Source organism: Streptomyces sp. NPDC055506, from assembly GCF_053643595.1.
Map to the genome: position 1 here is coordinate 1 of NZ_JBSHKH010000075.1, position 24,470 is coordinate 24,470.

General features: G+C 71.3%; 21 protein-coding genes. 11 read left to right on the top strand and 10 right to left on the bottom strand.

Annotation, left to right across the window (positions count from 1 at the left end; translation table 11 throughout):
• Positions 1-470: ATP-dependent DNA ligase (locus ACWIF2_RS25650; protein WP_454362992.1), on the bottom strand; the 470-nt coding region annotated here is incomplete at its 3' end.
• Positions 471-633: 163 nt separating this feature from the next.
• Between ACWIF2_RS25650 and ACWIF2_RS25655 the strand changes: the two genes are divergently transcribed.
• Both ACWIF2_RS25655 and ligD read left to right on the top strand, forming a co-directional pair.
• Positions 634-2,394: a SpoIIE family protein phosphatase gene (locus ACWIF2_RS25655; RefSeq protein WP_454362993.1), complete on the top strand. Its 1,761-nt coding sequence runs from the start codon at positions 634-636 to the stop codon at positions 2,392-2,394.
• 52 nt (positions 2,395-2,446) lie between these two features.
• Complete coding sequence (gene ligD / locus ACWIF2_RS25660; protein ID WP_454362994.1) at positions 2,447-3,478, top strand: non-homologous end-joining DNA ligase; 1,032 nt, start codon at positions 2,447-2,449, stop codon at positions 3,476-3,478.
• Here ligD and ACWIF2_RS25665 read toward each other — a convergent pair.
• On the bottom strand, positions 3,465-5,615 hold the full coding sequence (locus tag ACWIF2_RS25665) for an OmpL47-type beta-barrel domain-containing protein (RefSeq protein WP_454363025.1): 2,151 nt from the start codon (positions 5,613-5,615) through the stop codon (positions 3,465-3,467). The two genes, ligD and ACWIF2_RS25665, sit on opposite strands and share 14 nt — an antisense overlap.
• 44 nt (positions 5,616-5,659) lie before the next feature.
• Entirely contained in the window at positions 5,660-8,137 is a 2,478-nt protein-coding gene (locus ACWIF2_RS25670) for a ThuA domain-containing protein (protein WP_454362995.1), read from the bottom strand.
• 189 nt (positions 8,138-8,326) lie between these two features.
• On the opposite strand from ACWIF2_RS25670, the gene ACWIF2_RS25675 reads away from it, so the two are divergent.
• Positions 8,327-9,334 (top strand): multicopper oxidase domain-containing protein, encoded by a 1,008-nt coding sequence (locus ACWIF2_RS25675; protein ID WP_454362996.1) that lies wholly within the window; start codon positions 8,327-8,329, stop codon positions 9,332-9,334.
• A gap of 112 nt (positions 9,335-9,446) precedes the next feature.
• Entirely contained in the window at positions 9,447-10,496 is a 1,050-nt protein-coding gene (locus ACWIF2_RS25680) for a LacI family DNA-binding transcriptional regulator (RefSeq protein ID WP_454362997.1), read from the top strand.
• Positions 10,497-10,500: 4 nt separating this feature from the next.
• Here the strand turns inward: ACWIF2_RS25680 and ACWIF2_RS25685 are convergent, their stop codons facing one another.
• Entirely contained in the window at positions 10,501-11,286 is a 786-nt protein-coding gene (locus ACWIF2_RS25685; RefSeq protein ID WP_454362998.1) for a VOC family protein, read from the bottom strand.
• Positions 11,287-11,510: 224 nt separating this feature from the next.
• Here ACWIF2_RS25685 and ACWIF2_RS25690 point away from each other — a divergent pair, with 224 nt between their 5' ends.
• On the top strand, positions 11,511-11,756 hold the full coding sequence (locus ACWIF2_RS25690; protein ID WP_382486416.1) for a WhiB family transcriptional regulator: 246 nt from the start codon (positions 11,511-11,513) through the stop codon (positions 11,754-11,756).
• Positions 11,757-11,829: 73 nt separating this feature from the next.
• Here the strand turns inward: ACWIF2_RS25690 and ACWIF2_RS25695 are convergent, their stop codons facing one another.
• The 4 genes from ACWIF2_RS25695 to ACWIF2_RS25710 all read right to left on the bottom strand — a co-directional run bounded on the left by ACWIF2_RS25695 (position 11,830) and on the right by ACWIF2_RS25710 (position 18,224).
• Positions 11,830-12,810 (bottom strand): acyl-ACP desaturase, encoded by a 981-nt coding sequence (locus ACWIF2_RS25695; protein WP_454362999.1) that lies wholly within the window; start codon positions 12,808-12,810, stop codon positions 11,830-11,832.
• A gap of 189 nt (positions 12,811-12,999) precedes the next feature.
• On the bottom strand, positions 13,000-13,776 hold the full coding sequence (gene ddaH, locus ACWIF2_RS25700) for a dimethylargininase (RefSeq protein ID WP_454363000.1): 777 nt from the start codon (positions 13,774-13,776) through the stop codon (positions 13,000-13,002).
• A 541-nt stretch (positions 13,777-14,317) separates the two neighbouring features.
• Positions 14,318-16,588 carry an ATP-binding cassette domain-containing protein gene (locus tag ACWIF2_RS25705; protein ID WP_454363001.1) on the bottom strand — a complete coding sequence of 757 codons (2,271 nt, stop codon included), beginning with the start codon at positions 16,586-16,588 and terminating at the stop codon, positions 14,318-14,320.
• A 10-nt stretch (positions 16,589-16,598) separates the two neighbouring features.
• Entirely contained in the window at positions 16,599-18,224 is a 1,626-nt protein-coding gene (locus ACWIF2_RS25710) for an ABC-F family ATP-binding cassette domain-containing protein (RefSeq protein WP_454363002.1), read from the bottom strand.
• A gap of 293 nt (positions 18,225-18,517) precedes the next feature.
• Here ACWIF2_RS25710 and ACWIF2_RS25715 point away from each other — a divergent pair, with 293 nt between their 5' ends.
• Positions 18,518-19,171 (top strand): GOLPH3/VPS74 family protein, encoded by a 654-nt coding sequence (locus ACWIF2_RS25715; RefSeq protein WP_454363003.1) that lies wholly within the window; start codon positions 18,518-18,520, stop codon positions 19,169-19,171.
• A 61-nt stretch (positions 19,172-19,232) separates the two neighbouring features.
• Positions 19,233-20,069: an isocitrate lyase/PEP mutase family protein gene (locus ACWIF2_RS25720; protein WP_454363004.1), complete on the top strand. Its 837-nt coding sequence runs from the start codon at positions 19,233-19,235 to the stop codon at positions 20,067-20,069.
• Position 20,070: 1 nt separating this feature from the next.
• Here ACWIF2_RS25720 and ACWIF2_RS25725 read toward each other — a convergent pair whose 3' ends face one another.
• Positions 20,071-20,487: an SsgA family sporulation/cell division regulator gene (locus ACWIF2_RS25725; RefSeq protein ID WP_454363005.1), complete on the bottom strand. Its 417-nt coding sequence runs from the start codon at positions 20,485-20,487 to the stop codon at positions 20,071-20,073.
• Positions 20,488-20,733: 246 nt separating this feature from the next.
• On the opposite strand from ACWIF2_RS25725, the gene ACWIF2_RS25730 reads away from it, so the two are divergent.
• The 4 genes from ACWIF2_RS25730 to mmpA all read left to right on the top strand — a co-directional run bounded on the left by ACWIF2_RS25730 (position 20,734) and on the right by mmpA (position 23,225).
• Positions 20,734-21,837 (top strand): WD40/YVTN/BNR-like repeat-containing protein, encoded by a 1,104-nt coding sequence (locus ACWIF2_RS25730; RefSeq protein ID WP_454363006.1) that lies wholly within the window; start codon positions 20,734-20,736, stop codon positions 21,835-21,837.
• 70 nt (positions 21,838-21,907) lie between these two features.
• Entirely contained in the window at positions 21,908-22,231 is a 324-nt protein-coding gene (locus ACWIF2_RS25735) for a plasmid stabilization protein (RefSeq protein ID WP_454363007.1), read from the top strand.
• Between the two features lie 75 nt (positions 22,232-22,306).
• Complete coding sequence (locus ACWIF2_RS25740; RefSeq protein WP_454363008.1) at positions 22,307-22,999, top strand: endonuclease V; 693 nt, start codon at positions 22,307-22,309, stop codon at positions 22,997-22,999.
• A gap of 79 nt (positions 23,000-23,078) precedes the next feature.
• Complete coding sequence (mmpA, locus tag ACWIF2_RS25745) at positions 23,079-23,225, top strand: morphogenic membrane protein MmpA (RefSeq protein WP_382588851.1); 147 nt, start codon at positions 23,079-23,081, stop codon at positions 23,223-23,225.
• Positions 23,226-23,258: 33 nt separating this feature from the next.
• Here mmpA and ACWIF2_RS25750 read toward each other — a convergent pair whose 3' ends face one another.
• Entirely contained in the window at positions 23,259-24,437 is a 1,179-nt protein-coding gene (locus ACWIF2_RS25750) for a saccharopine dehydrogenase family protein (protein WP_454363009.1), read from the bottom strand.
• Positions 24,438-24,470 lie beyond the last annotated feature (33 nt).

Sequence of the window (24,470 nt, forward strand, 5' to 3'; positions counted from 1 at the left end):
GTGGTCGCCGGAGCCAGGTGCACCGGCGCCGTCACCCCCGCCAGCTCCCCGGCCAGCCGCTCCCGCCGGTCGGTCATCGGGACGTTCATCAGCGACTCGTCCCCCAGAGCCAGCAGATCGAAGGCGACGAGCGAGGCCGGCGTCCGCTCCGCCAGCATCCGCACCCGCGAGTCCGCCGGATGGATCCGCTCCGTCAGCGCGTCGAAGTCCAGATGTCCCTCCCGCGCGATCACGATCTCCCCGTCCACCACACAGCGCTCCGGCAACCGCTCCCGCACAGCCGTCACCAACTCGGGAAAGTACCTGGTCAACGGCTTGCCCGTACGGCTGCCGAGCTCGACCTCGTCCCCGTCGCGGAACACGATCGCCCGGAACCCGTCCCACTTGGCCTCGTACTGCATGCCCGCGGGGATCGCCGCCACGGACTTGGCGAGCATGGGCAGCACGGGGGGCATCACCGGGAGATCCATGCCTCGACTCTAAGAGCCGCTCCCTGGCCCCGCCTGTTGAGCGGGTCGCGAAAGCCGCAGGTCAGGGCGAGATCCCGTAGAGCTGCGGATGCGCGGCCCCGCCCCGGGCGACACACTGGACCGTGGCGTGTTCCGATCAGGGAGGGGGACGAGGAGGAGCCGCATGGGCTTCGACCAGCTTCCGCCGACGTGGCTCTTCTCAGGGGCCGACGACGCGCTGCTGTCGATGGTCTCCGACGCGCCGACGGAGGCGCTCGAGAAGGCCCACGAGTACAAGATCCTCCGCAATGTCCTGGACGGCACGTCCGCCGCGGTCGCCATCCTGGACGAACGGCTGCGCTATCGATACGTCAACGAAGCCATGGCCCGGATGAGCGGCGTGCCGCCCGACGCGTTCCACGGCCGGACCATGGCCGAGGTCCTCCCGGACATCCACCGCTCGGAGGACACCCTGCGCATGATCCTCGGCGACGGCCGGCCCCGCGAGCTGTCCGTCACCGGCACGACGCACGTGAGTTCGCCGTTCAGGCGCCGGCACTGGAGCGCGGTGTACCACCGGCTCCAGGAGGGCGACCGGGTGCTCGGGCTGTGCGGCATCGCCGTGGAGGTCAGCGGACTGCGCCAGTACCTGGACGACCTGGAACGAGCCCACCAGCGACTGGCCCTGCTCGACACCGCCGCCACGCGGGTGGGCACGACCCTGTGTGTCAAGAAGACCTGTGCCGAGCTGGCGGAGTTCGTCGTGCCGAGCCTGGCCGACCGGGCGTCCGTGCGGATCGTGGACACGGAAGCGGCGGGCGACCTGCCGCCGCCGGCTCCCGGCGTCCTCCGGCTGCGCATCATGGCCTCGGCGGGCGGCCCGGACATCGTCGCCCGCATCGGACTGACCGCGAGGAGCGGCCACTACTTCGACGTCCCGCGCGACTCGCCGGTCCGGAGCTGCCTGGACACCGGCCGTCCGTGGGTCGGAAACCTGGCCTCGGACGACGTGCTGCTGAAGATGCTGCGCACACGGCTCGACCTGGAGGTGGTCCGCGAACTCGGGGTCCACTCCATCGTCGTGGTTCCGCTGCCGACACGGGAGCGCCCGGTCGGTGTCCTGTACCTGCTCCGAGCCGGCGATTCGGCACCCTTCACCGACGAGGACGTCGTCGTGGCCCAGGAACTGGCCGCCCGGGCCGCCGTCGCCATCGACAACGCCCGCCAGTACACCCTCGAACACTCGATGGCGCTGGAACTGCAACGTGCCCTGCTGTCCGAGCCGGGCGGCCCGCACCCGGACATCGAGACGGCCTCCCGCTACCTCCCCGCCGGGCAGCGCGCCCTCGTCGGCGGTGACTGGTTCGACTCGATGGCCCTGCCCTGCGGCCGCACCCTCCAGGTGATGGGCGACGTCATGGGCCACGGCTTCACCGCCGCCGTCGCCATGAGCCAGTACCGGTCCCTGCTGCGCAGCATCGCCGCCACCGGCGCCCCCGTCGAACGGATCCTCCAGGAAGCCGACCACCGGCTGGCGAGCATCGGGCTCGACCGGGTGGCCACCTGTCTGCTCGCCCTCGTCGACCCCGGCCAGGGCACCTGCACCTTCGCCGGCGCGGGGCACCCGCCGCCCGTGCTGCTGCACCCCGACGGACCGGCCGAACTCGTGCACGTCCCGACCGGACCGCCCCTCGGCACCGACCTCGGCGGGTACGAGGCGCTGACCCTGCCGGTGCGGCCCGGAACCGTGCTGCTGATGTACACCGACGGGCTGATCGAGGACCGCCGGAGGGACATCGACTCCTCGCTGCGACGCCTGACCCATCTGCGCCTCGATATCGACGGTCCCCTGGAGAGCGTCGTCGACGCCCTCCTCGCCCGCCTCGTACACGGCACCACCGAGGACGACGTCACCCTCCTCGCCACCCGCCTGCGCGCCCCGTGACGCCCGAACGCTCCGAATGCGCGGCCCACGCCGTGCGCCTACCGTGGCGAGCATGGGTGACGCGGTGGAACTGGAGGCGGGCGGCCGGACCGTACGGCTGTCCAGCCCGGACAAGATGTTCTTCCCGGAGCGCGGCTTCACCAAGCTGGACCTCGCCCGCTACTACCTCGCCGTCGGCCCCGGCATCCTGCGTGCCCTGCGCGACCGGCCCACCACCCTGGAGCGCTACCCCGAGGGCGTGAACGGCGAGAACTTCTTCCAGAAGCGGGCGCCCAAGAACATGCCCGACTGGATCCCGACCGCGCACATCACGTTCCCCAGCGGCCGCAGCGCCGACGAGATGTGCCCCACCGAGGTCGGAGCGGTGGTGTGGGCCGCCCAGTTCGGCACCCTCACCTTCCACCCCTGGCCGGTACGCCGCGACGACGTCGACCGCCCGGACGAACTCCGCATCGACCTCGACCCGCAGCCCGGCACCGACTACGACGACGCCGCCCGCGCCGCGCACGAACTCCGGGCCGTGCTCGACGAGTTCGGCGAGCTGCGCGGCTTCCCCAAGACCTCGGGCGGCCGGGGACTGCACGTCTTCGTGCCCATCGAACCGCGCTGGACCTTCACCCAGGTCCGGCGCGCCGCCATCGCCGTCGGCAGGGAACTGGAGCGGCGCATGCCGGAGCAGGTGACCATCAAGTGGTGGAAGGAGGAGCGGGGCAGCCGCATCTTCGTGGACTACAACCAGACGGCACGCGACCGCACGATCGCCTCCGCGTACTCGGTACGGCCCCGCCCGCACGCCCCCGTCTCCGCGCCCCTGAGCTGGGACGAGGTGGGGGTCGCGCACCCCCAGGACTTCGACCTCGCGACCATGCCCGCGCGCTTCGCCGAACTCGGCGACGTGCACGCGGACATGGACGACCACCGCTATTCCCTGGAGTCCCTGCTCGACCTCGCCCGCCGTGACGAGCACGACCACGGGCTGGGGGACCTGCCGTACCCGCCCGAGTATCCGAAGATGCCGGGGGAACCGAGGCGGGTACAGCCGAGCAGGGCCAGGAAGGCGCCCGAAGGGCCTACAACTCCTTGATGCGGATGTCCCGGTAGGACACCACATCGGTCGTGCCGTGCACCTGGAGCCCGAGGTAGCCGGAGGCGAACCGCCGCCCGTCCGTGCCCGGGTCGTCCGAGCGTGGCGGGGTGAAGGCCTGGCCGCCGGCGTTGTCGAACTCGTTGATCAGCACGCCGTTGCGGTACACCGAGTAGTGCTGGTCGACCACGCGGATCTCGTAGTCGTTCCAGGTGCCCTTCTGGGTCACGCCGGCTCCGGCGAGCCCCACCCGGTCGAAGCCGTAGACCGACCCCGTCTTGTACATGTCGCCGTCGGGCCGGTCGAGCACCTGCACCTCGTGCCCGTACTTGATGGCGACCCACTCCGGGCGTGACTCCTCCGGGTGGTCGTGGACCCAGGGGAAGCGCACGAACACACCGGAGTTGGCGTTGCCCGTGCCCGGCGCGTCGTCACGCCACTGGAGCTTCAGCGAGAAGTCGCCGTACTTGCGCTCCGGGAACCACAGCATGCCCATGCCGGGCGTGGTGGTGCTGGAGGTGATCGTCCCGTCGGCGTTCAGCCCGAACGAACCGCCGCCCACCTGCTGCCACTTGCCGAAGGACTCCGCGCTGCCGTCGAAGAGCGCCCGATAGCCCTCGGTCTGCCCCGGCTTGCCGATCCCGGACTGGCGGGCGGCCTTCCGGACGGCGTTGTACTCGCGCTGGTCGATCACCCCCTCCTTCAGCAGCGCGTCGAGGACGGACGTCACATGCTTGAGGAACAGCGCGTGGGACGTCCACTCCTTCTCGTCCTCGATCAACTCGCCGATCCGGCACCGGTTGTCGGTCACCCGGTTGCGCACCCCGGAGTCGACCGAGCCGACGATCACCGTCAACCGCTCGTCGTACTCCGGGCAGTCGGGCGCCGGAACCTGGCCGGAGACGACCGTGAAGGTCACGGTGCGTGCCGCCGCCGTGTTGCCGGCCTTGTCCGTCGCCCGGTACGCGACCGTGTGCCCGCCCGCCCGGTCGACCACCACCGGGGCCGAGTAGACGAGATACGGCCCGCCGTCGAGCGAGTACTCGATCCTCTCGACGCCCGAACCATGCGCGTCGGTCGCCGTGACGGTCACCCGCGCGCTGTTGACGTACGCCCCGGCGGAGTTCCTCGTGCCCTCCACGGACACCCCCGTCACCGGCGGCGTGGTGTCCTGCGGCGGTGCCGCGACGACCTTGAACTGCACGCTCTTCTCGGCCGCCACGTTGCCCGCCTTGTCGGTGGCGCGGTAGCGGACGGTGTGCGTGCCGACCTGGTGCACCATCACCGGCGCGGTGTACGGCTGCCAGGCGCCTGAGCCGACGGCGTACTCGATCGTGTTGACCCCGGAGCCCGTGTCGGAGGCGGAGACGGTGACCGTCGCCATGTCGATGTACGCCCCGTCGGGATCGCGTTCACCGCTCACCGTCGCCGAGGTCTCCGGCGCGGTGGTGTCGTCCGACTGCGGCGCCACGACCGTGAACGCCGCGCTCTTCTCGGCGGAGACATTCCCCGCCTTGTCGAAGGCGCGGTAGCGGACCTTGTGGGCGCCGACCTGATCGACGACGACCGGAGTGGTGTACGGCTGCCAGGCACCCGTGTCACCGATCGCGTACTCGATCCTCTCGACGCCCGAGCCGCCCTCGTCGCTCGCGTGCAGCGCCACGCTCGCCGAACCGACGTACTCGCCCTGGGTGTTCTGCGTCCCGCTCACATGGGCCGACGCCTCGGGCGCCGTGGTGTCCTCGCCGGTGCCCTCGGTCACCACGAGGATGCCCTGCATCTGGCCGTGGCCGGGGATCGTGCAGTGGTAGAAGTACCGGCCGGGCGTGAGCGTGACCTGGGCGGTGTGCTTGCCGCCCTGCGCGTCGTTCGGGTTGGCCAGGATGTTGAGCTGGACGTCGTCGTTGAACTCGGGATCGCTCGTCACGAACGTCAGCGTGTGCGGCATGCCCGTGGTGTTGCCGGTGGCCACACTGTTCTCGAACACGATCGTGGCCGTGCCGGCGACCGCCGTCTTCGGCGCCGAGAGGTACTTGTCGATGTCGTTGCCGGCCGTCCAGGTGAGGACCTGCTCGGCGGCCTTCGCCTTCGCCTTCGGCTGCCCGGACGCCGGCATCGCCTGCACGCCGAGCATCATGAGCAGGGCGGCCAGCAGGGCGGCCCAGATTCTTGCGTGCCGGGTCACTCGGTCCCCCTAGCCAGCTGGTCGGCGGCCGGGGTCGGCCCGCCGCCCTTGTAGGTGACCCGCCACAGGGCCGACTTGGAGTCCGAGGTGAAGAAGCCGCGGCCGTAGTCGAGGACGTACAGCGCGCCGTCCGGACCGAACTTCCAGTCCATGAGGTTCTTGATGCCGTCGTTGCCGATCGGCACGATCTTCTTCAGCGACTCCGAGTGCACCGGCAGACCGCCGTCGCCCTGCGTCTTCGGGTCCATGAGCACCGCGTTGCGCGGCTGGTCGGCGTCGTAGAAGTCACCGACGAACCACTTGCCGTCCCAGTAGGCGGGCCACTTCGCCCCGCTCGTGCTGCCGGCGTCATACCGGTAGACCGGGCCGTTCATCGCGGCCTGGCCGCCGCCCTTCAGCCAGGGCAGCCGGTACGTCGCCTCCTCCGGCTTGTACGAGGGGACGCCGTTCGCGTCCCGTGGGTAGTCCGGCGCGCCGCCCTGCGGCGAGTACCAGATGTTGTTGCCGGTGACGGGCGGCAGATTGACCAGGCCGTCGTTGTTCGGCGACTCGTTCTTCGGGCGGTCGCAGTCGTACCAGCCCAGCGGCTTGGACGGGTCCGGCAGATTGCGGTCCCGGTAGGGCTGCTTGTTGCCCATGCAGTACGGCCAGCCGCGGTTGCCCGCCTTGGTGATGGCGGCGAACGTGTCGTACTTGGCCGGACCCCAGGTCGTCGAGGGCGCGCTCGCGTCCGGACCGACCCAGCCCGCGTAGAGCACGTCGGTCGACTTGTCGACGAAGATACGGGCCGGGTTCCTGACCCCCATCACATAGATCTCGCCGCGGGTCTTGCCGCCGCCCTCGTCGGTCTCCTTCCCGGTGAAGAGGTTGCCGTCGGGGAGCGTGATCGTCCCGTCCGGCTCCGGGTGGATGCGCAGGATCTTGCCGTTGAGGTTGTTGGTGTTGCCGGCCGTGCGGCGCGCGTCCGCGAAGGAGACGCCCTTGTAGTTCGGCTGCGGGTTGTTGCCCGAGTAACCGGAGCTGAACCCGCTGGAGTTGTTGTCACCGGTGGCGATGTAGAGATTGCCCTTCGAGTCCCAGGCCATCCCGCCGCCCGAGTGACAGCAGCTGTGGATCTGCACCGGCCACTTCAGCAGTACCTTCTCGCTGGCCAGGTCCAGCTTGTTCGTGGCCTGGTCGAGTGTGAAGCGGGAGACGCGCCGCTCGGCCATCCGCGTGTCGCGGTTGATCTGCGAGTGGGGCGTGTAGTGCAGATACACCCAGCCGTTCGTCGCGAACGCCGGGTCCAGCTCGATGCCAAGCAGGCCCTCCTCGACCTTGACCAGCTCGTCGCCGCCGCCCTTGTTGCCGAAGACGGTGAGCGCACCCGCGAGCGTGACCTGTTTGGTCTTCGGGTCGTAGACGTGGATCTCGCCCTTGCCCTTGCCGATGTCGGGGTTGTTCCAGTCGGTGACCACCGGCTGCGAGGAGTCGGCGCCGCCCCGGCCGATGTAGAACACCCGGCCGTCGGGCGCGGTGACCAGCCCGTGCGGTTCGCCGATCTGGTCGTTCTGCCCCGGCTGGTTGGGCTTGGTCAGCCGTTCCGCCTGGTAGTTGGCGTTGATGGTCGCCTTGCAGTCGGCCTGCTCCAGCCGGGTCGTCCACAGCAGCGCGCCGCGCAGATGGGCCCGGAAGTCGGTCTCGTCGTACGACGACACCGTGCCGCCCATGCCGGTGTAGAAGGAGCGGCCGCCGTCGTAGTCGCGGCACCAGCTGACCGGGTGGTCCCAGCCGCCCGCGCCCGTGCCCGGCTGGTAGCTCGACTCCCGTACGCGGGCGACCGTGTGGACGTCACCCGACGGGTTCTTCGCCCAGTTCAGCCACTTGTCCGGGTGCTTCCACTGCACCGGCAGGTCCTTGGTGGCCGGGTGCCGGCGGTCGCCGACCTCGACGGTCGCCCGCTGTACGGCCGACGGGCTCGACGCGGCGGGACGGGCACCCACCAGCCCGGTGAACCAGTCCGAGTACGGCTCCGCGCGCGCCGCGTCATGCAGGCCGACGAAACCGCCACCGGCCTCCATGTACGCCTCCAGGCCCGCCTCCTGCTCCGCGTCGAGGACATCGCCCCCGCCGGTCAGGAACACGATCGCGTTGAAGCGGCCGAGCCTCGTCTCGTCGGTGAACACCGAGGCGTCGTCCGTGGCTTGCACCTTGAAACGGCGGTTCGCCGGGCCCGAGAGCCCGATCTTCTCGATCGCCTCGATCCCGGCGTTCACGACGGGGGACTCCTCCCCGGCCGCCGCGGAACCGTGGAAGAGCAGCACTCGTACATTCGCGCCGCCCGGCGGCGACTTGATCGACATCGTTGTCAGCGGGGGTTCCGGATACGGCCGCGCGTTCGCGGCGGGCCCCGACAGCAGCCCGGCGGCCACGACTCCGGCGGCCACGGAGGCCGCCCAGACGCGTCTTCTCTTGCTCAACCCTCGTAAGTGCATGGGCACCTCCACGGTCACAGCAACACCGCCAAGGAAGCTAAACCCCTTTGCATCTCTCGCCAATACCTATGACCGGGATGGCTCCAACTTTGTCTTGAGTGTGGATAAACGGGGGCGCGGCCGGTACCGTCGCACAGGTTCATCACAGGTACGCCTCCGTAAAAGCCTTACCAGGGTGGGGAGTTCCGCATGGACAGACGCAGCTTCAACCGGCGGGTCCTGCTGGGCACCGCTGCCGTCGCGACATCGTTGTCCGTGGCGCCGGAGGCCATCAGCGCCGACGGACCGGCGAAGACGGCGCCCGCCGGAGGCGAGGTGAAGCGCATCAAGCTGTACGCCGAGAAGCTCGCCGACGGGCAGATGGGCTACGGCCTCGAGAAGGGCAAGGCGACCGTCCCCGGCCCGCTGATCGAGCTCAACGAGGGCGACACCCTGCACGTCGAGTTCGAGAACACCATGGACGTGGCGGTGAGCCTGCACGTCCACGGTCTGGACTACGAAATCACCAGCGACGGCACGAAGATGAACCGCAGTCATGTCGAACCGGGCGGCACCCGTACCTACACCTGGCGCACCCACGCCCCCGGCCGCCGCAAGGACGGCACCTGGCGGGCGGGCAGCGCGGGCTACTGGCACTACCACGACCACGTCGTCGGCACCGAACACGGCACCCAGGGGCTGCAGAAGGGTCTGTTCGGCCCGGTGATCGTCCGGCGCAAGGGCGACGTCCTGCCGGACCGGACGCACACGGTCGTCTTCAACGACATGCGCATCAACAACAGGCCGCCGCACTCCGGGCCGAACTTCGAGGCGACGGTGGGGGATCGCGTCGAGTTCGTCGTGATCACGCACGGCGAGTTCTACCACACGTTCCATATGCACGGTCACCGCTGGGCGGACAACCGCACCGGCATGCTGACCGGCCCCGACGACCCCAGCCAGGTCATCGACAACAAGATCACGGGCCCGGCCGACTCCTTCGGCTTCCAGGTGATCGCGGGGGAGGGGGTCGGCGCCGGCGCCTGGATGTACCACTGCCATGTGCAGAGCCACTCCGACATGGGGATGGTGGGGCTGTTCCTCGTGAAGAAGCCGGACGGGACGATCCCCGGGTACGACCCCCATGATCACGGCGACGCGCGGCACGCGAGCGAGCGGCAGGACGACGGGCGGCAGGAGGGCGCGCACGAGCACTGACGGACGCGTGGGGCGTACGAGGTGACGCCCTCTCCCGTGTGCGCGAGAGCGCTCTCACGGCGCCGCGCCCCGGGGCTATCCTGATCCGCAGCCGCAGATGAGGAGCCCCGAAGTGACCGACACCGCGCCGCGTCCCACTCTGGAGGCCGTGGCCGCCCGGGCCGGTGTCTCACGGGCCACCGTCTCGCGCGTGGTCAACGGCGGGGACGGGGTGCGGGACGCTCTCGTGGAGCGGGTCCGCAAGGCCGTGGACGAACTCGGGTACGTGCCCAACCAGGCCGCCCGCTCCCTGGTGACCCGGCGGCACGACGCGATCGCGGTCGTCGTCGCCGAACCCGAGACCCGGGTCTTCGCCGACCCGTTCTTCGCGCTCCAGCTGCGTGGCATCAGCAAGGAGCTCACGGCCCACGACAACCAGCTCGTCCTGCTGCTCACGGAGGGCCGGGACGATCACGCCCGGGTCGGCAGATACCTCGCCGGCGGACATGTCGACGGGGCCCTGGTCTTCTCCCTGCACCTCGACGACCCGCTGCCGGAGCTCATCCAGCGGGCCGGTGTACCCACCGTCTTCGGCGGGCGGCCGGGCTGGAGCGGCGACCGGCGCGATGTGGTGTACGTCGACAGCGACAACCGGGGCGGTGCCCGCGACGCCGTCCGCCACCTGGCCGGCCTCGGCCGCACCCGGATCGCGCACATCACCGGCGCACTCGACCAGACCTCCGCGGCGGACCGGCTCGACGGCTACCGGGACGTCATGGCCGACGCCGACCCGCGGCTGATCGCCGAGGCCGACTTCACCCCGGCCGGGGGCGAACGCGCGATGCGCGAGCTGCTCGACCGCTGCCCGGACCTGGACGCGGTGTTCGCCGCCAACGACCTCACGGCCTCCGGTGCCCTGCGCGTCCTGCGCGAGGCCGGACGGCGTGTCCCCGACGACGTCGCCGTGATCGGCTTCGACGACATGCTGCCCGTCGCGGAACAGACCGACCCGCCCCTCACGACGGTCCGTCAGGACATCGAGGAGATGGGCCGCCTGATGGCCCGGCTGCTGCTGCGCGGCCTCGACCGCGGCACCCCGCACGGGGGCTCGGACGAGGGCGCCGCCGAAGCGCCCTCAAGCGTGGTGCTCCCGACGACACTGGTACGGCGCGCGTCGGCGTAGTGCCTCAGGCCGCCTGTGGCTCGCTGCGGATCACCGCGAAGCGTGCCCCGTAGGGGTCGGCGAGCTTGGCCAGGCGGCCGGCGCCCGGCAGGTCCGTGGCGGGCAGGCGGACCGTGCCGCCCAGCTCCCGCGCCCTGCCGGCGATGGCGTCCGGGTCGCCGACCTCGAAGTACGGCAGCCAGTACGCCTCCTCCTCGACCGGGTCGTCGGCCAGCGGCACGACGCCGCCGAACATGGCGTCCTCGGGCTCTCCGGCGGGGACGAAGGTGGTGTAGGTGCCGCCGGGGAACTCGACGCCGACGGTCTCCAGGCCGAGCACGGAGTGGTAGAAGGCGGCCGCGGCGGGGACGTCCGCCGTGTACAGCTCCACCCAGCACAGCGAGCCGTGCTCCTGGACGACGTCCAGGCCCTTGTTGCGCCCCGGCTGCCACAGGCCGAACAGCACCCCCGCCTGGTCGGCGAGGACCGCCATGCGGCCCAGGTCCCGCACGTCCATCGGCTGCATCAGCACCGATCCGCGTGCCTGTTCGGCCGCCTTCGCCGTGCCGTCCGCGTCCGCGGCCTGGAAGTACACCCCCCAGGCAGGCGGGCCCTGCTCAGGCGTGGTCTGCATGCCGCCGGCGGCGGTTCTGCCGTCGAGCTGGAAGAGGCCGTACCCCCCGACCTCGGGGTCGCCCGGCTGGAAACGCCAGCCGAACAGGTCCCCGTAGAAGGCGGCGGCGCCGTCGATGTCGGGTGTGCCGACATCGATCCAGTTCGGAGCGCCGGTGACATACCGGGTGGTGAGCATGGTCGCCCTCCTCGCACAGGGTCCGGTCGTCTCTCTGCCGAGTCTGGCACCGCCCACTGACAAGCGCCGCCGGAGACCTGCCGGGGCGGGGTGCGCGAGGCTTCCGCGCGCCGCCGTGCGCCGGCTCGTCGAAGAGGTGATGATCGGAGTGGCCGGGGGTGCGTGAACGCGGTGTTGATCCCGCGTTGATCGAACGTTTTTCGCCGACCGCGACGCTTCAGGCCATGCACATCGACACGATCACCATGCCCGAACTCGCCTGGCAGCAGGAAGCGTTGTGTGCGCAGACCGGGGCGGACTTCTTCTTCCCCGAGCCGGGCAGTTCGGTGCGGGAGGCGAAACGGATCTGCGGCCTGTGCCCGATCCGCTCGGCGTGCCTCGAGTACGCGCTGGACAACGACGAGCGTTTCGGCGTCTGGGGCGGCCTGTCGGAGAAGGAACGGCTGGAGCTGCGGCGCAGGTCCGGCTAGGGCCTGTCGCACGCGACAGCCCCCTGGCGGGACGTTCCGCCAGGGGGCTGAGCGTGTGGCTGCGGCTGCCGGGTCAGGCGCCTGCCGCCCGGGCCGCCATGCGGGCCTTGCGCGCGGCGAGCTTCTCGTCGAACTTGGACGCCTCGGAGTCCAGGCCGCCCATGAACAGGCCGAGTTCCTCCTGCGCCTTGCGGCCCTCGGGGCCCAGGCCGTCGATCTCCATGATCTTCAGGAAGCGCAGCACGGGCTGGAGCACGTCGTCGTGGTGGATGCGCATGTTGTAGACCTCGCCGATCGCCATCTGCGCGGCGGCCCGCTCGAAGCCGGGGATGCCGTGACCGGGCATCCGGAAGTTCACGACCACGTCCCGCACCGCCTGCATCGTCAGGTCGGGCGCGAGCTGGAACGCCGACTTGAGCAGGTTGCGGTAGAAGACCATGTGCAGGTTCTCGTCGGTCGCGATGCGGGACAGCATCCGGTCGCAGACGGGGTCGCCGGACTGGTGGCCCGTGTTGCGGTGCGAGATGCGGGTGGCCAGCTCCTGGAAGGCGACGTAGGCGACCGAGTGCAGCATCGAGTGGCGGTTGTCCGACTCGAAGCCCTCGCTCATGTGGGACATGCGGAACTGCTCCAGCTTGTCCGGGTCCACGGCGCGCGAGGTGAGCAGGTAGTCCCGCATCACGATGCCGTGCCGGCCCTCCTCCGCCGTCCAGCGGTGCACCCAGGTGCCCCAGGCGCCGTCACGGCCGAAGAGCGAGGCGATCTCGTGGTGGTAGCTGGGCAGGTTGTCCTCGGTCAGAAGGTTGACGACGAGTGCGATGCGCCCGATCTCGGTGACCTTGGACTGCTCCTTCTCCCACTTCTCGCCGTCGTCGAAGAGGCCGGGGAAGTTGCGCCCGTCGGTCCACGGCACGTACTCGTGCGGCATCCAGTCCTTGGCGACCTGCAGATGCCGGTTGAGCTCCTTCTCGACCACTTCCTCCAGTGCGTACAGCAGCTGGGCGTCGGTCCAGGCGCCGGCGGGGCTGCCGAGGTGGGGAGTGGTGATCGTCATGGACTCTCCAGGGGACATGCGTACGAGCGGTGAGCGGTAACCTACGGCATCGTAGGCTACGTTTCCGTAGGTTACGATCCCGTAGGTTAAGGGCGCTGTAAAGGCCGCTGATCAGCGGGTCGCTCGCGTGCTCGGTGCCGCCCCCGGGAGTCGCAGGTCGCGGGCCGAAAGAGGGAAGCGGCGGCCGGGTCAGGCATACAGCTCCCGCAGCCGCACCGAGAGGCACGTCACACATCCCTCGAGCTTCTCGAACTCGCTGATGTCCACGACGACCGGTTCGTACCCGAGGTCCGCGAACAGCTCTGCGGTCTTCGGTGCGCTCGCCGCCATCAGCAGTTTGTCACCGCCGAGCAGAACCACGTGCGCGCCTGCCTCCTCGGGCACCGGCAGGAAGCGCGCGAACAGCGACGGCGTGTCCATTTTCGGGATGTGCCCGATGACCGTGCCGTCCGGCAGCGCCGTGACCGCCGACTTCAGGTGCAGCACCTTGCTCACCGGTACGGCGACGACCCGCGCGCCCAGCGGCTCGAACGCGGCGCGCAGCTGCTGCACACCTGCGGCGTTGGTGCGCCCGCCCCGGCCCACGTACACGGTGTCGCCGATCTTCAGGACGTCGCCGCCCTCCAGCGTGCCCGGCTCCCAGATCCAGTTCACCGAGCAGCCCAGACCGGCCACGGCCTCCTCCACCCCGGCGGTCTCCGCACGCCGGGACTCGGCACCGGGGCGGGCGATCAGCGCGACGTTCCGGTACATCACGACCGTGTCCTCGACGAACACCGAGTCGGGGCAGTCGTCGGCCGGATCCACCTCGATGGTGTCCCAGCCGTGCGCGCGCAGGGCCGTCACGTACGCCTCCCACTGCTCGACCGCGAGGTCGGCGTCGACCCTCTCCCGCTCGATGTGCGTCACCAGCCCTTCGGCGAGACGCGGGCTGGGGCGGCGGACGAGGGCCTTCTTGCTGGGCACGAGCGTGACTCCGTATCGGATGGGACGTGTCTGGACCGCACCGACAGGACCTCCGGGATCGACCGGAACGCATCGGGCGTCAGCCGACCATGATGCAGGTCGATCCCCCGGGAGGACACCCCCGGGAGGGGAGGGAGGGAGGAGCCGGGGCGCGGCGCCGGGGGATCGCAGGGGGATGGGGCCCGGCTCGGGGCGGAGAGGGCGAAGCCAGGTTCAGGGGTGGAGGGGGTGGAGCCCGGCTCGGGCTGGAGGGGGCGAAGCCAGGTTCGGGGGTGGAGGGGGGAGCCTGGCTCGGGGGTGGAGGGGGGAAGCCCGGCGCAGGGTGGAGGGGACGAAGCCCGGCTCAGGGGTGCAGGGGGCGGAGCCCCCGCCGGGGTCCGGGGCGGAGCCCCGAGGCAAGGCGAGCTTCTTACCCAACCGATTCGGGCGGGTGGGTGGGAAACAGGGACAACGCCCCCGCCGAGGCACGGGCAGAACCCCGAGGCAAGCCCAGCCTCCTGCCCAACCGATTCGGGCGGGCGGGTGGGCAAAGGCAAGGCCCCTACCCCCGCACCGCCCGCCGCAGATGCTCCCCGGTGGACGAGCCCTCCGCCTCCAGGAGCTGCCGAGGCGTGCCCTCGAAGACGATCTCGCCGCCCTCCCGGCCGCCGTCCGGCCCGAGGTCGATCACCCAGTCGGCACGGGAAACCACGTCCAGGTTGTGCTCCACCACGACGACCGTGTTGCCCGAGTCGACCAGCCGGTCCAGCAGGGCGACGAGTCCCGCCACATCCGCCATGTGCAGGCCGGTCGTCGGTTCGTCGAGAACGTAGACCGCGCCCGTCCGGTGCAGCCGCGTGGCCAGCTTGATGCGCTGCCGCTCGCCTCCGGAGAGCGTGGAGAGCGGCCGGCCGAGCGTGAGATACGTCAGTCCGACGTCCCGCAGGGCTTGCAGCCGGCGCCGTACGCCCGGCTCGTCGAAGAAGCCGAGTGCCTGCTCGGCCGTCATCTCCAGTACGTCGGCGATGGAACGGCCCCGCACGGCGAGCCGCAGCACCTCGTCCCGGAAGCGCCGCCCCTCGCAGTCGTGGCAGGTCGTCGTCACCGGGTCCATGAAGGCGAGGTCGGTGTAGATGACCCCCCGGCCCTCGCAGGTGCCACAGGCACCGCTCGAGTTGAAACTGAAGAAGCCCGCCTCGGTCCCCGTCTCGCGGGCGAAGATCTTCCGTACCGTGTCCATGATCCCCAGATAGGTCGCCGGAGTGGACCGGCCCGAGATCCCGATCGACGACTGGTCGACGACCACGGCCTCGTCGTGGGCGGCGGTGAACTCCGCGACCAGGGTGCTCTTTCCCGACCCGGCGACCCCGGTCACCGCCGTGAGCACACCGGCCGGGAACCGTACGGTGACATCCCGCAGGTTGTGCCGGTCGGCCCCCTTGACCCACAGGTCGCCGACGGGCCCGCGCACCTCGTCCTTTACCGTCGTACGGGTACGCAGACAGCGGCCGGTGAGCGTGCCGGACGCGGCCAGTTCGGCCGGTGTCCCCTCGAACACCACCGTGCCGCCGCCGGTGCCCGCCCCCGGCCCCATGTCCACCACATGGTCGGCCAGCGCGATCACATCCGGGTCGTGCTCGACGACCAGCACGGTGTTGCCCTTGTCCCGCAGCCGCAGCAGCAGATCGCCGAGGCGGCCCACATCGCGCGGGTGCAGGCCGACGCTCGGCTCGTCGAAGATGTACGTCATCCCGGTCAGGCTGGAGCCGAGGTGCCGCACCGTCTTCAGCCGCTGCCCCTCCCCACCGCTCAGCGTCGCCGTCTCCCGGTCGAGGCTGAGATAGCCGAGCCCGATCGTCTCGATCCGCTCCAGCGCGGCCACCGCCGCCCCCGCGATCACCCCGGCCACCGGGTCGTCGATCTCCTTCAGAACGGCGATGAGGTCGGTGACCTGCATCCCGGCGCAGTCGGCGATGGAACGCCCGTTGATCCGGGTCGCGAGCGCCGCCGCGTTGAGCCGGGCTCCCCGGCAGGCCGGGCAGGTGCCCTCCACCAGGAACTCCCGGACCAGGTCGCGGGTCTTCTGGCTCATGGCCGACAGGTCCCGCTTCAGGTACAGCCGCTCGAAGCGGTCGGCCAGCCCCTCGTACTCGGTGGTCCAGGTGCCGCCGGTGCCGTTGACGGTGACCTTGCTGCCGGGCCGCCCGCGCATCAGGAACTCCCGCTCGGCGGCCGTGAACCGCCCCACCGGCTTGTCGGGGTCCAGGTCGGCGCTGTTCGTGTACGCCTGCCCCTGCCAGGTCCCGGCGGCGAACGGCGGGAAGCGGACCGCCCCGTCGGCGAGGGAGCGGTCCGGGTCCACGATGCGGTCCCAGTCGGGCCGGACCGTACGGCCGAGGCCGTCGCAGTCGGGGCACATGCCCGACGGGTCGTTGAACGAGTAGGCCGTGGCCGGCCCGGCGCTCGGGGTGCCGTGCCGGGAGAACAGCACCCGGATCACCGAGTAGACGTCGGTCATGGTGCCGACGGTCGACCGGGAGTGGCCGCCGACCGGCCGCTGGTCGACGACGATCGCGGGGGAGAGGTCCTCCAGGCCGTCCGCGTGCGGCCGCTCGTACTTGGGCAGCCGGTTGCGGACGAACCAGGGATACGTCTCGTTGAGCTGGCGCTGCGACTCCACCGCGATCGTGTCGAACACGACGGACGACTTCCCCGATCCCGAAACGCCGGTGAACACGGTCAGCCGGCCTTTCGGGATGCGGAGGGTGACGTCCTTGAGGTTGTTCTCGCGTGCTCCGGTCAGGGTGATGACATCGTGCGTGAAGTCGGTCATGCCGCCGACGCTAGGCGGAATACCCGACAGCCTCTGGCGTGATTTCCTTCAGTTCTCCGTCCTCCAGCATCAGCCAGCGCGTGATGCCGATCGACTCCAGGAACGGCAGGTCGTGACTGGCCACGATCAGCGCCCCCTCGTAGGACTCCAGGGCCGTCGTCAGCTGCCGCACGCTCGCCATGTCGAGGTTGTTGGTCGGCTCGTCGAGCATGAGCAGCTGTGGCGCGGGCTCCGCCAGCATCAGCGCGGCCAGTGCCGCCCGGAAGCGTTCGCCGCCGGACAGCGTCGCCGCCTTCTGGTCGGCCCGGGCTCCCCGGAACAGGAAGCGGGCCAGCCGCGCCCGGATCCGGTTGTTGGTGGCGTCCGGCGCGAACCGGGCCACGTTCTCGGCGACGGTCAGCTCCCCGTCGAGGACATCGAGCCGCTGCGGCAGGAACCGCAGCGGCACATGCGTCCGCACGTCGCCCGACTCCGGATCCAGCTCGCCCGTGATGGTGCGCAGCAGCGTCGTCTTGCCCGAGCCGTTGCGCCCGATCAGCGCGACCCGCTCGGGACCGCGCAGTTCGAAGCCGCCCTCCACGCGGGCGCCGTAGCGGAGCCCGAGATCCTGGAGGGTGAGGACGGTACGCCCCGGCGGCACGGCCGTGTAGGGCAGGTCGACACGGATCTCGTCGTCGTCCCGTACGGCCTCCACCGCCTCGTCGAGCCGCTCCCTGGCCTCGGCGAGCTTCTCCTCGTGCATGATGCGGTGCTTGCCCGCGGACTCCTGCGCCGCGCGCTTGCGCGCCCCCATGACGATCTTCGGCTCACGCTTCTGCTCGAACATCTTCTGCCCGTACCGCTTGCGGCGGGCCAGCTTGACCTGGGCGTCGGCCAGTTCGCGCTTCTGCTTGCGGAAGTCGGACTCGGCCACACGCACCATGCGCTCGGCCGCCTCCTGTTCGACCGCCAGGGCCTCCTCGTAGTCGGAGTAGTTGCCCCCGTACCAGGTGATCTCTCCGGATCGCAGATCCGCGATCTGGTCGACGAGGTCCAGGAGTTCACGGTCGTGGCTGACCACGACCATCACGCCCGGCCAGGACTGGACGGCCGTGTACAGCCGCCTGCGCGCGTACAGGTCGAGGTTGTTGGTCGGCTCGTCCAGCAGCAGCACATCGGGCCGGCGCAGCAGCAGCGCGGCCAGGCGCAGCAGGACCGACTCGCCGCCCGAGACCTCGCCGATGGTGCGGTCCAGCTCGACGTGTCCGAGTCCGAGTTCGCCCAGGGTGGCCAGGGCGCGCTCCTCGACGTCCCAGTCGTCACCGACGGTCTCGAAGTGCTCCTCGGCCACGTCGCCCGCCTCGATGGCGTGCAGCGCGGCCCGCTGTGCGGCGATGCCGAGGGCCTGGTCGACGCGCAGGGTGGTGTCGAGCGTGACGTTCTGCGGGAGGTAGCCGACCTCGCCGGCGACACGGACGGCGCCGTCGGCCGGTGCCAGCTCACCGGCGATCAGCTTCAGCAGGGTCGACTTTCCCGACCCGTTGACGCCGACCAGGCCGGTGCGGCCGGGGCCGAACGCGACGTCCAGGCCCTCGAAGACGGAGGAGCCGTCGGGCCAGGTGAAGGAGAGGGACGTGACAGTGATGGAAGTAGGCATGCGGGGCCTCTTTCGCGGTTGCTTGATGCGGTCAGGGGCAAACGCGTATCGAGACACCTGCGACCAGGGAGGAGGGAGTCCACAGGCATGAGAAAAGCCCTGCACCCAAGGACGGCTCGATCGCCGAGGTCGCACGCGGCGCACACACCTGATGTGTGTGACGCGGTGTCTCAGGACCTCAGACGAGCAACGTCCTTCTCCAATCGGCGGCAACAGGACGTTCCCCAACGTACGAGGGGGCATCGGGCCTGTCAACGAATTAACGTGCGGCCCGAGCGCCCCGAGGAGGCCCCGTGACCGACGGCCCGCTCTCGCTGCCGGCTCGGCTCTGCCTGCTGGCCTGGGACTCCGCGCGGTCGCCGGCCGCAGGCACCGGCCGCGTGGCGGGCCTGGTGCGGGCCGGTGCCCTCACCGAACTGGCCCAGCGTGGCCTGCTCCTCGACGAGGACGGCATCGCCACACCGGTCGACCTCGACGCGCGCGCCGGTGACGCCGTCCTCGACGGGCTGCTGGAACTGGTCCATGAGTCGTGCCCGCACTCCTGGCGCACCTGGGTGAAACTGCGGGCCCGGGTGACCCTCGACGCCGTGCGGGAACAGCTCGTGGCCGGGGGGCATCTGCGGGCGGAGAAGAAACGGGTCCTCGGTGTGTTCCCCTCCGTCGAGTACGCGCTGGAGCGCGTCGCCGCCGTGGACGCGCTGCGGGAGGAGACGGGGCGGGTCCTCCAGGGACCTCTGCCGGTCGCCGAGACCTCCGAGCGGGACGCGGCACTCGTCGCCCTCGCCGTCGCGGCGGACCTGCTGCCCGAGAAGGACGTCCGCGCCCACGGGCGGCGGGTCGAGGAGCTGACCGAGCGTGCCGGGGCGGTGGCGCCCGGGCTGTGGAAGATCGTGCGCGAGGTGCGTGGGGCGGTGGCGGCGGAGTCGACGGCGCCCGCCGGGACCTGACCCACGTTCATGCCGGATTCCTGCCAGCCACGGCCCCCGTCCCGCTGCTTGGGTTGCCCGTATGACGAACCGGAACGACCTGGCCTCTGCCTTCCGCGCCCTGCACATCCCCGGGACCCCGCTGGTCCTGCCCAATGCCTGGGACGCCGTGAGCGCCCGGCTGGTCGAGGAGGCGGGGGCCGCCGCCGTGGCGACGACCAGCGCCGGGCTCGTCTGGGCGCTCGGCGCGCCGGACGGCGAACGGGTGGAGCGGGACACGGCCCTCGAAGCCGTCGCCCGCATCGCCCGCGCCGTGACCGTCCCCGTGACCGCGGACATCGAGAGCGGCTACGCCGGGAACGCCGCGGGCGTCGCCGATACCGTCCGAGCGGTTCTGGCCGCGGGAGCGGTGGGCGTGAACATCGAGGACGCGCTGTACGACGCCGGCGTCGGAGCGGGCAGCGCGCTGCGGGACGTCGAGGAGCAGGCCGGGCGGATCGCCGCCGCCCGAGAGGCGGCCGACGCGGCGGGCGTGCCGCTGTTCGTCAACGCCCGGACCGACACGTTCTTGAGCGGTGCCGGGGGAGTGGATCCGACCTTGGAGCGGGCCGCCGCGTACCTCGCCGCCGGGGCCGACGGGATCTTCGTCCCCGGGGCCGTCGACCCGGGGATCGTGAAGGAACTCGTGGACGGCGTCGACGGGCCGCTGAACGTCATGGCGGGCCCGGGCGCACCGCCGGTCGCCGAACTCGCGGCCCTGGGAGTGGCTCGTGTCAGTGTGGGCTCGGGCGTCGCCCAGGCCGCCCACGCCCTGGTCCGCCGAGCCGCGCGGGAGCTGCTGGGCACGGGGACATACGGGTCACTCGCGGACGCTCTGGACTACGGCGAGGTCAACGCCCTGCTGGCGCGGGGACGTTAGCTCAGCACGCGTCCCGCATCAGCTCGGCAAGACCGTGGTCCAGGTCCAGCTGGAGGTGCTCGAGACCGACGGGCACGAGCTCGCTCGTGGCCTCCAGGAACCGGCGCACCTCACTGGAGCGGACATGCACGACGGCGGTGCCCTCGGGGGCGTGGAACTCCAGCACCGTGCGGTCGTACCCGTAGGGCCGCACCCGCACGTCGCCGTGTCCCTCGGCCTCCTTCAGGCCCGCGGTGAGCAGCTCACGGGAGAAGGTCCAGCAGACCTCGACGCCCTCCAGCGTGGCCGGGGCGGGGAAGGTCATGCGGACGGCGAACGGGTCACGTCGGTCGTAGTGGAGCGTCGCGGGAATGCTCGGCATTCGCGGCGCGGCGGCGACGAGACGGGCCTCCACGGGCTGCTCGATGACGATGGACAACGCCTTGCTCCCTTGTGACGGCTGGACGGACTTCCGGCCGGATGAGGCCGGGCATTGGAAGAGACGCCGGATTCAGCCAATCCGTGCACACGAAGTGCGAGTGACCTCCGTCACCGCGTTCATGCACCAGAGTGACGTGACTCTCCTCATGTGCCACGGCGGGTACTTGTGGCGCCCGCCGGAACACCCGGAACGCCCGCGAGGCCGTCTGGACGGCGCCCGGGCGGTGGGCTAGCTTCCCCGGCCATGAGGCGCTTGGGGAGCACGCGACGGACGGGACGAACACTGCGCGGGGCGACCGCGGCGGCGGCATGCGCGGCGGCACTGGCCGCCCTGACCGCCGTACCGGCGCAGGCGCACGAGCCGGAGCGCCGGGTGCCGCACTGGGAGCTGAAGGACACCGGCACCCCGGAGGTACGGTTCCGCGGCCTCGCCGCCGTCAGCCGGAACACCGCCTGGGCCGCCGGGACCGGCGGCACCGTGCTGCGCACCACCGACGGCGGGGCGACCTGGCGGAACGTCTCACCCCCGGGCGCGGCGGAGTTGCAGTTCCGGGACGTCGAGGCGTTCGACGCGCGCCGTGCCGTGGTCCTGGCCATCGGCGAGGGCGAGGCGTCCCGGGTGTACCGCACCGACGACGGCGGGACGACCTGGACGGAGTCCTTCCGTAACACCGACCCGAAGGCCTTCTACGACTGCCTGGCCTTCTTCGATCCCCGCCACGGCCTCGCGATGAGCGACCCGGTGGACGGGAGGTTCCGCATCCTTTCGACGGGCGACGGCGGCCGTACCTGGAAGGTGCTGCCGAACGCGGGCATGCCGGCCGCGCAGGAGGGCGAGGCCGGATTCGCGGCGAGCGGCCAGTGTCTGGTCACTTCCGGGCCGAAGGACGTCTGGCTCGCCACCGGCGGGGCCGCACGCGCGCGGGTGCTGCGCTCCGCCGACCGAGGGCACACCTGGACGGCCACCGACACGGCCCTCCCGGCGGGCGACCCGGCCCGCGGCGTCTTCGCGCTGGCCTTCCGCGACCGTACGCACGGCCTCGCGGTCGGCGGTGACTTCCGCCCCGGCCAGCCCTCCCCGCAGGCCGCCGCGCGCACCCCCGACGGCGGCCGCACCTGGCGCCCCGCCGCCACACCCCCGCCCGCCTACCGCTCCGGCGTCGCCTGGCTCCCGCACAGCCGCACCGCCGCCCTCGCCGTCGGCCCCACCGGCACCGACCTCACCGCGGACGGCGGCCGCACCTGGCGGACGGTCGACACCGGTTCCTACGACACCGTCGACTGCGCCCCGGACCGAGGGTGCTGGGCCGCCGGCGAGAAGGGCCGGGTTGCCCGCCTGGAGCACTGAGCGTGCGGACCGCCCTGATCGTTGGCAATGTGGGTACTCGTTCACTGGTCGTGAAAGGAAGTGAGCGGTAATGCCACGCGGTTCGAGCTCCAAGCGGGAGCGTCAGTACGAGCACATCAAGGAAAGTGCGAAAGACCGGGGCGAGAGCACCGGCCGCGCCAAGGAGATCGCCGCGCGGACGGTGAACAAGGAACGCGCCCGCTCCGGCGAGTCGAAGACCGCCAGCCGCACCTCCACGAAGGACATGTCCTCCGGCAAGCGCGGCGGCCAGCGGTCCGGGAAGGGCTCCCAGGGGCCCACCTACGACCAGCTGTACCAGGAGGCCAGGCGCCGCGGCGTCGACGGACGCTCCAGCATGAACAAGAGCCAGCTCCAGCGCGCACTGAACAAGTGAGGCGCGTGCCTCCCCAGGCCGGCGGGACTCCCTGGTCCCGCCGGCCTTCGCGCTGCCCGTAGGCTCGGCCCCACCATGACGACCGTACGCATCCCCGAAGACTGGCCCACGACCGAGGAAGAGGCCCGCGCCGTCCAGGACGAACTGCGCGAGCGCGTGATCCTCGACGAGCCCGGACCGCCGCCCGGCACCGGCCATGTGACGGGGGTCGACGTGGCCTACGACGATGAACGTGACGTCGTCGCGGCGGCAGCGGTCGTCCTGGACGCGTCGAGTCTCGAGGTCGTCGCTCAGGCCACCGCGGTGGGGCGTGTCTCCTTCCCCTATGTGCCCGGACTGCTCGCCTTCCGCGAGATCCCCACGGTCCTGGCCGCCCTCGACGCCCTGCCGCTCGCGCCGGGCCTGGTGGTCTGCGACGGCTACGGCCTCGCCCACCCCCGCCGCTTCGGCCTCGCCAGCCACCTCGGCGTCCTCACCGGCCTCCCCACGATCGGCGTCGCCAAGAACCCGTTCACCTTCGCCTACGACGATCCGGACACCCCGCGCGGCAGCAGCTCCGCGCTGCTCGCCGGCTCCGAGGAGGTCGGCCGCGCCCTGCGCACCCGGGAGGCCGTCAAGCCGGTCTTCGTCTCGGTCGGCCACCGTGTGACGCTCGCGGGCGCCTGCGCCCACACCCTCGCGCTGACCCCCGAGTACCGTCTCCCGGAAACCACCCGCAGGGCGGACGCCCTCTGCCGCGAGGCCCTGCGGGAGACCTGCTCGCCCTGACCGGCCGGTGTGATCTGAGTACCGGCTCTGAGTACTCGTACGGATGTCCGACCGCGGCTCCGTCGGCAGGCTGGGGCGCATGACAACGCACCGCGCTCCCAAGCCTGTTGCCGCACCGACCCAGACGGTCGAGCGAGCCGTCACCATCGGGCTCGTCCTGGCCGTGCTGGCGGGGCTCGCCTGGATCGCCGGGATGATCTACACCATCGCCGAGTGGCCGATGTAGGGCTGAGCCCCGCGGCAGTCCCTCGGCGCTACCTCAGCGGGTCGACGCGACGCGGAAGCGTATGCCCGCCGCGCGCAGCCGGTCGATCAGCGCGTCACCCATCGCGGCCGCCGTGGTGACCTGGCCCGCCGTCTTCGGCAGCTCGTCGAAGGCCAGGCACAGCGCCGACTCGGCGAGCATCTTCGCCGTCTCGTCGTACCCCGGGTCGCCGCCCGAGACCTCCGTGTACACCCGCCGGCCGCCGCCCTCACCCACGAAGCGCAGGGAGAACCAGCTCTTCGCCCGCTTCTCGGGGCTCGGCCCGTCCCCGGGCTTGAGCCGGTCCGACAACCAGCGCCGCGCGGGCGGCACCTGAGCCGCCGCCACCAGCGCGCCCACGGCCGCGACCCCGCCCACCGCGACGGGGAGGTGCCGGACGGCGGCGTACTGCCGGTAGCGGAAGTCGGGGCCGTACCGGTCGAGGGCCGCCGCCGACCGCCGCACGATCTGCGGGTCGATGGTCGGCATCGGCAGCGCCCAGGCGCCGACCTCCTTGGCGAACCGCGGCGTACCCAACGGCGCGGAGACCCGCCGTCCCACCAGCCGCGGCTCGTGCCGCCGCCGGTCCCGCACGGCCGCCGCCATCTCCCGCTGCCGGGCGAACTGGTTCAGAGCCGAGTTGAAGGTCCCGCCCGAGAACGCCGCGTCGGCGGTCACGAAACCGTCCACGGTCAGCGGCACGCCCTCGGGCAGCTGCCGCACGGTGAAGTACACGCCCAGATCGTGCGGGATCGAGTCGAAGCCTGCGGCGTGCACCAGCCGTGCCCCGGTCTCACGCGCGCGTGCGTCGTGCCGGACGTACATCAGGTCCACGAACTCCGGCTCGCCCGCGAGGTCGAGGTAGTCGGTCCCGGCTTCCGCGCAGGCGGCCACGAGCTCCTCGCCGTACTTCACGTAGGGGCCGACCGTCGTGGCCACCACGCGCGCTTGCTCGGCGAGAGCGCGCAGCGAGGCCGGGTCGGAGACGTCCGCCCGCAGTACGCCCACCTCCGCGTCGTCCGGCAGCCGCTCGCGCAGCCGTTCCAGCTTCTGCGCGCTGCGGCCCGCGATCGCCCAGCGCAGCCCGTCCGGTGCGTGCGCGGCCAGATACTCCGCGGTGAGCGCTCCGGCGAAACTGGTGGCTCCGAAGAGCACGATGTCGTACGGACGGTCCGTCCTGTTCAGCCTGCTCATGACACCCCTCGGTCGTGCAGCCCGTGCCGCTGT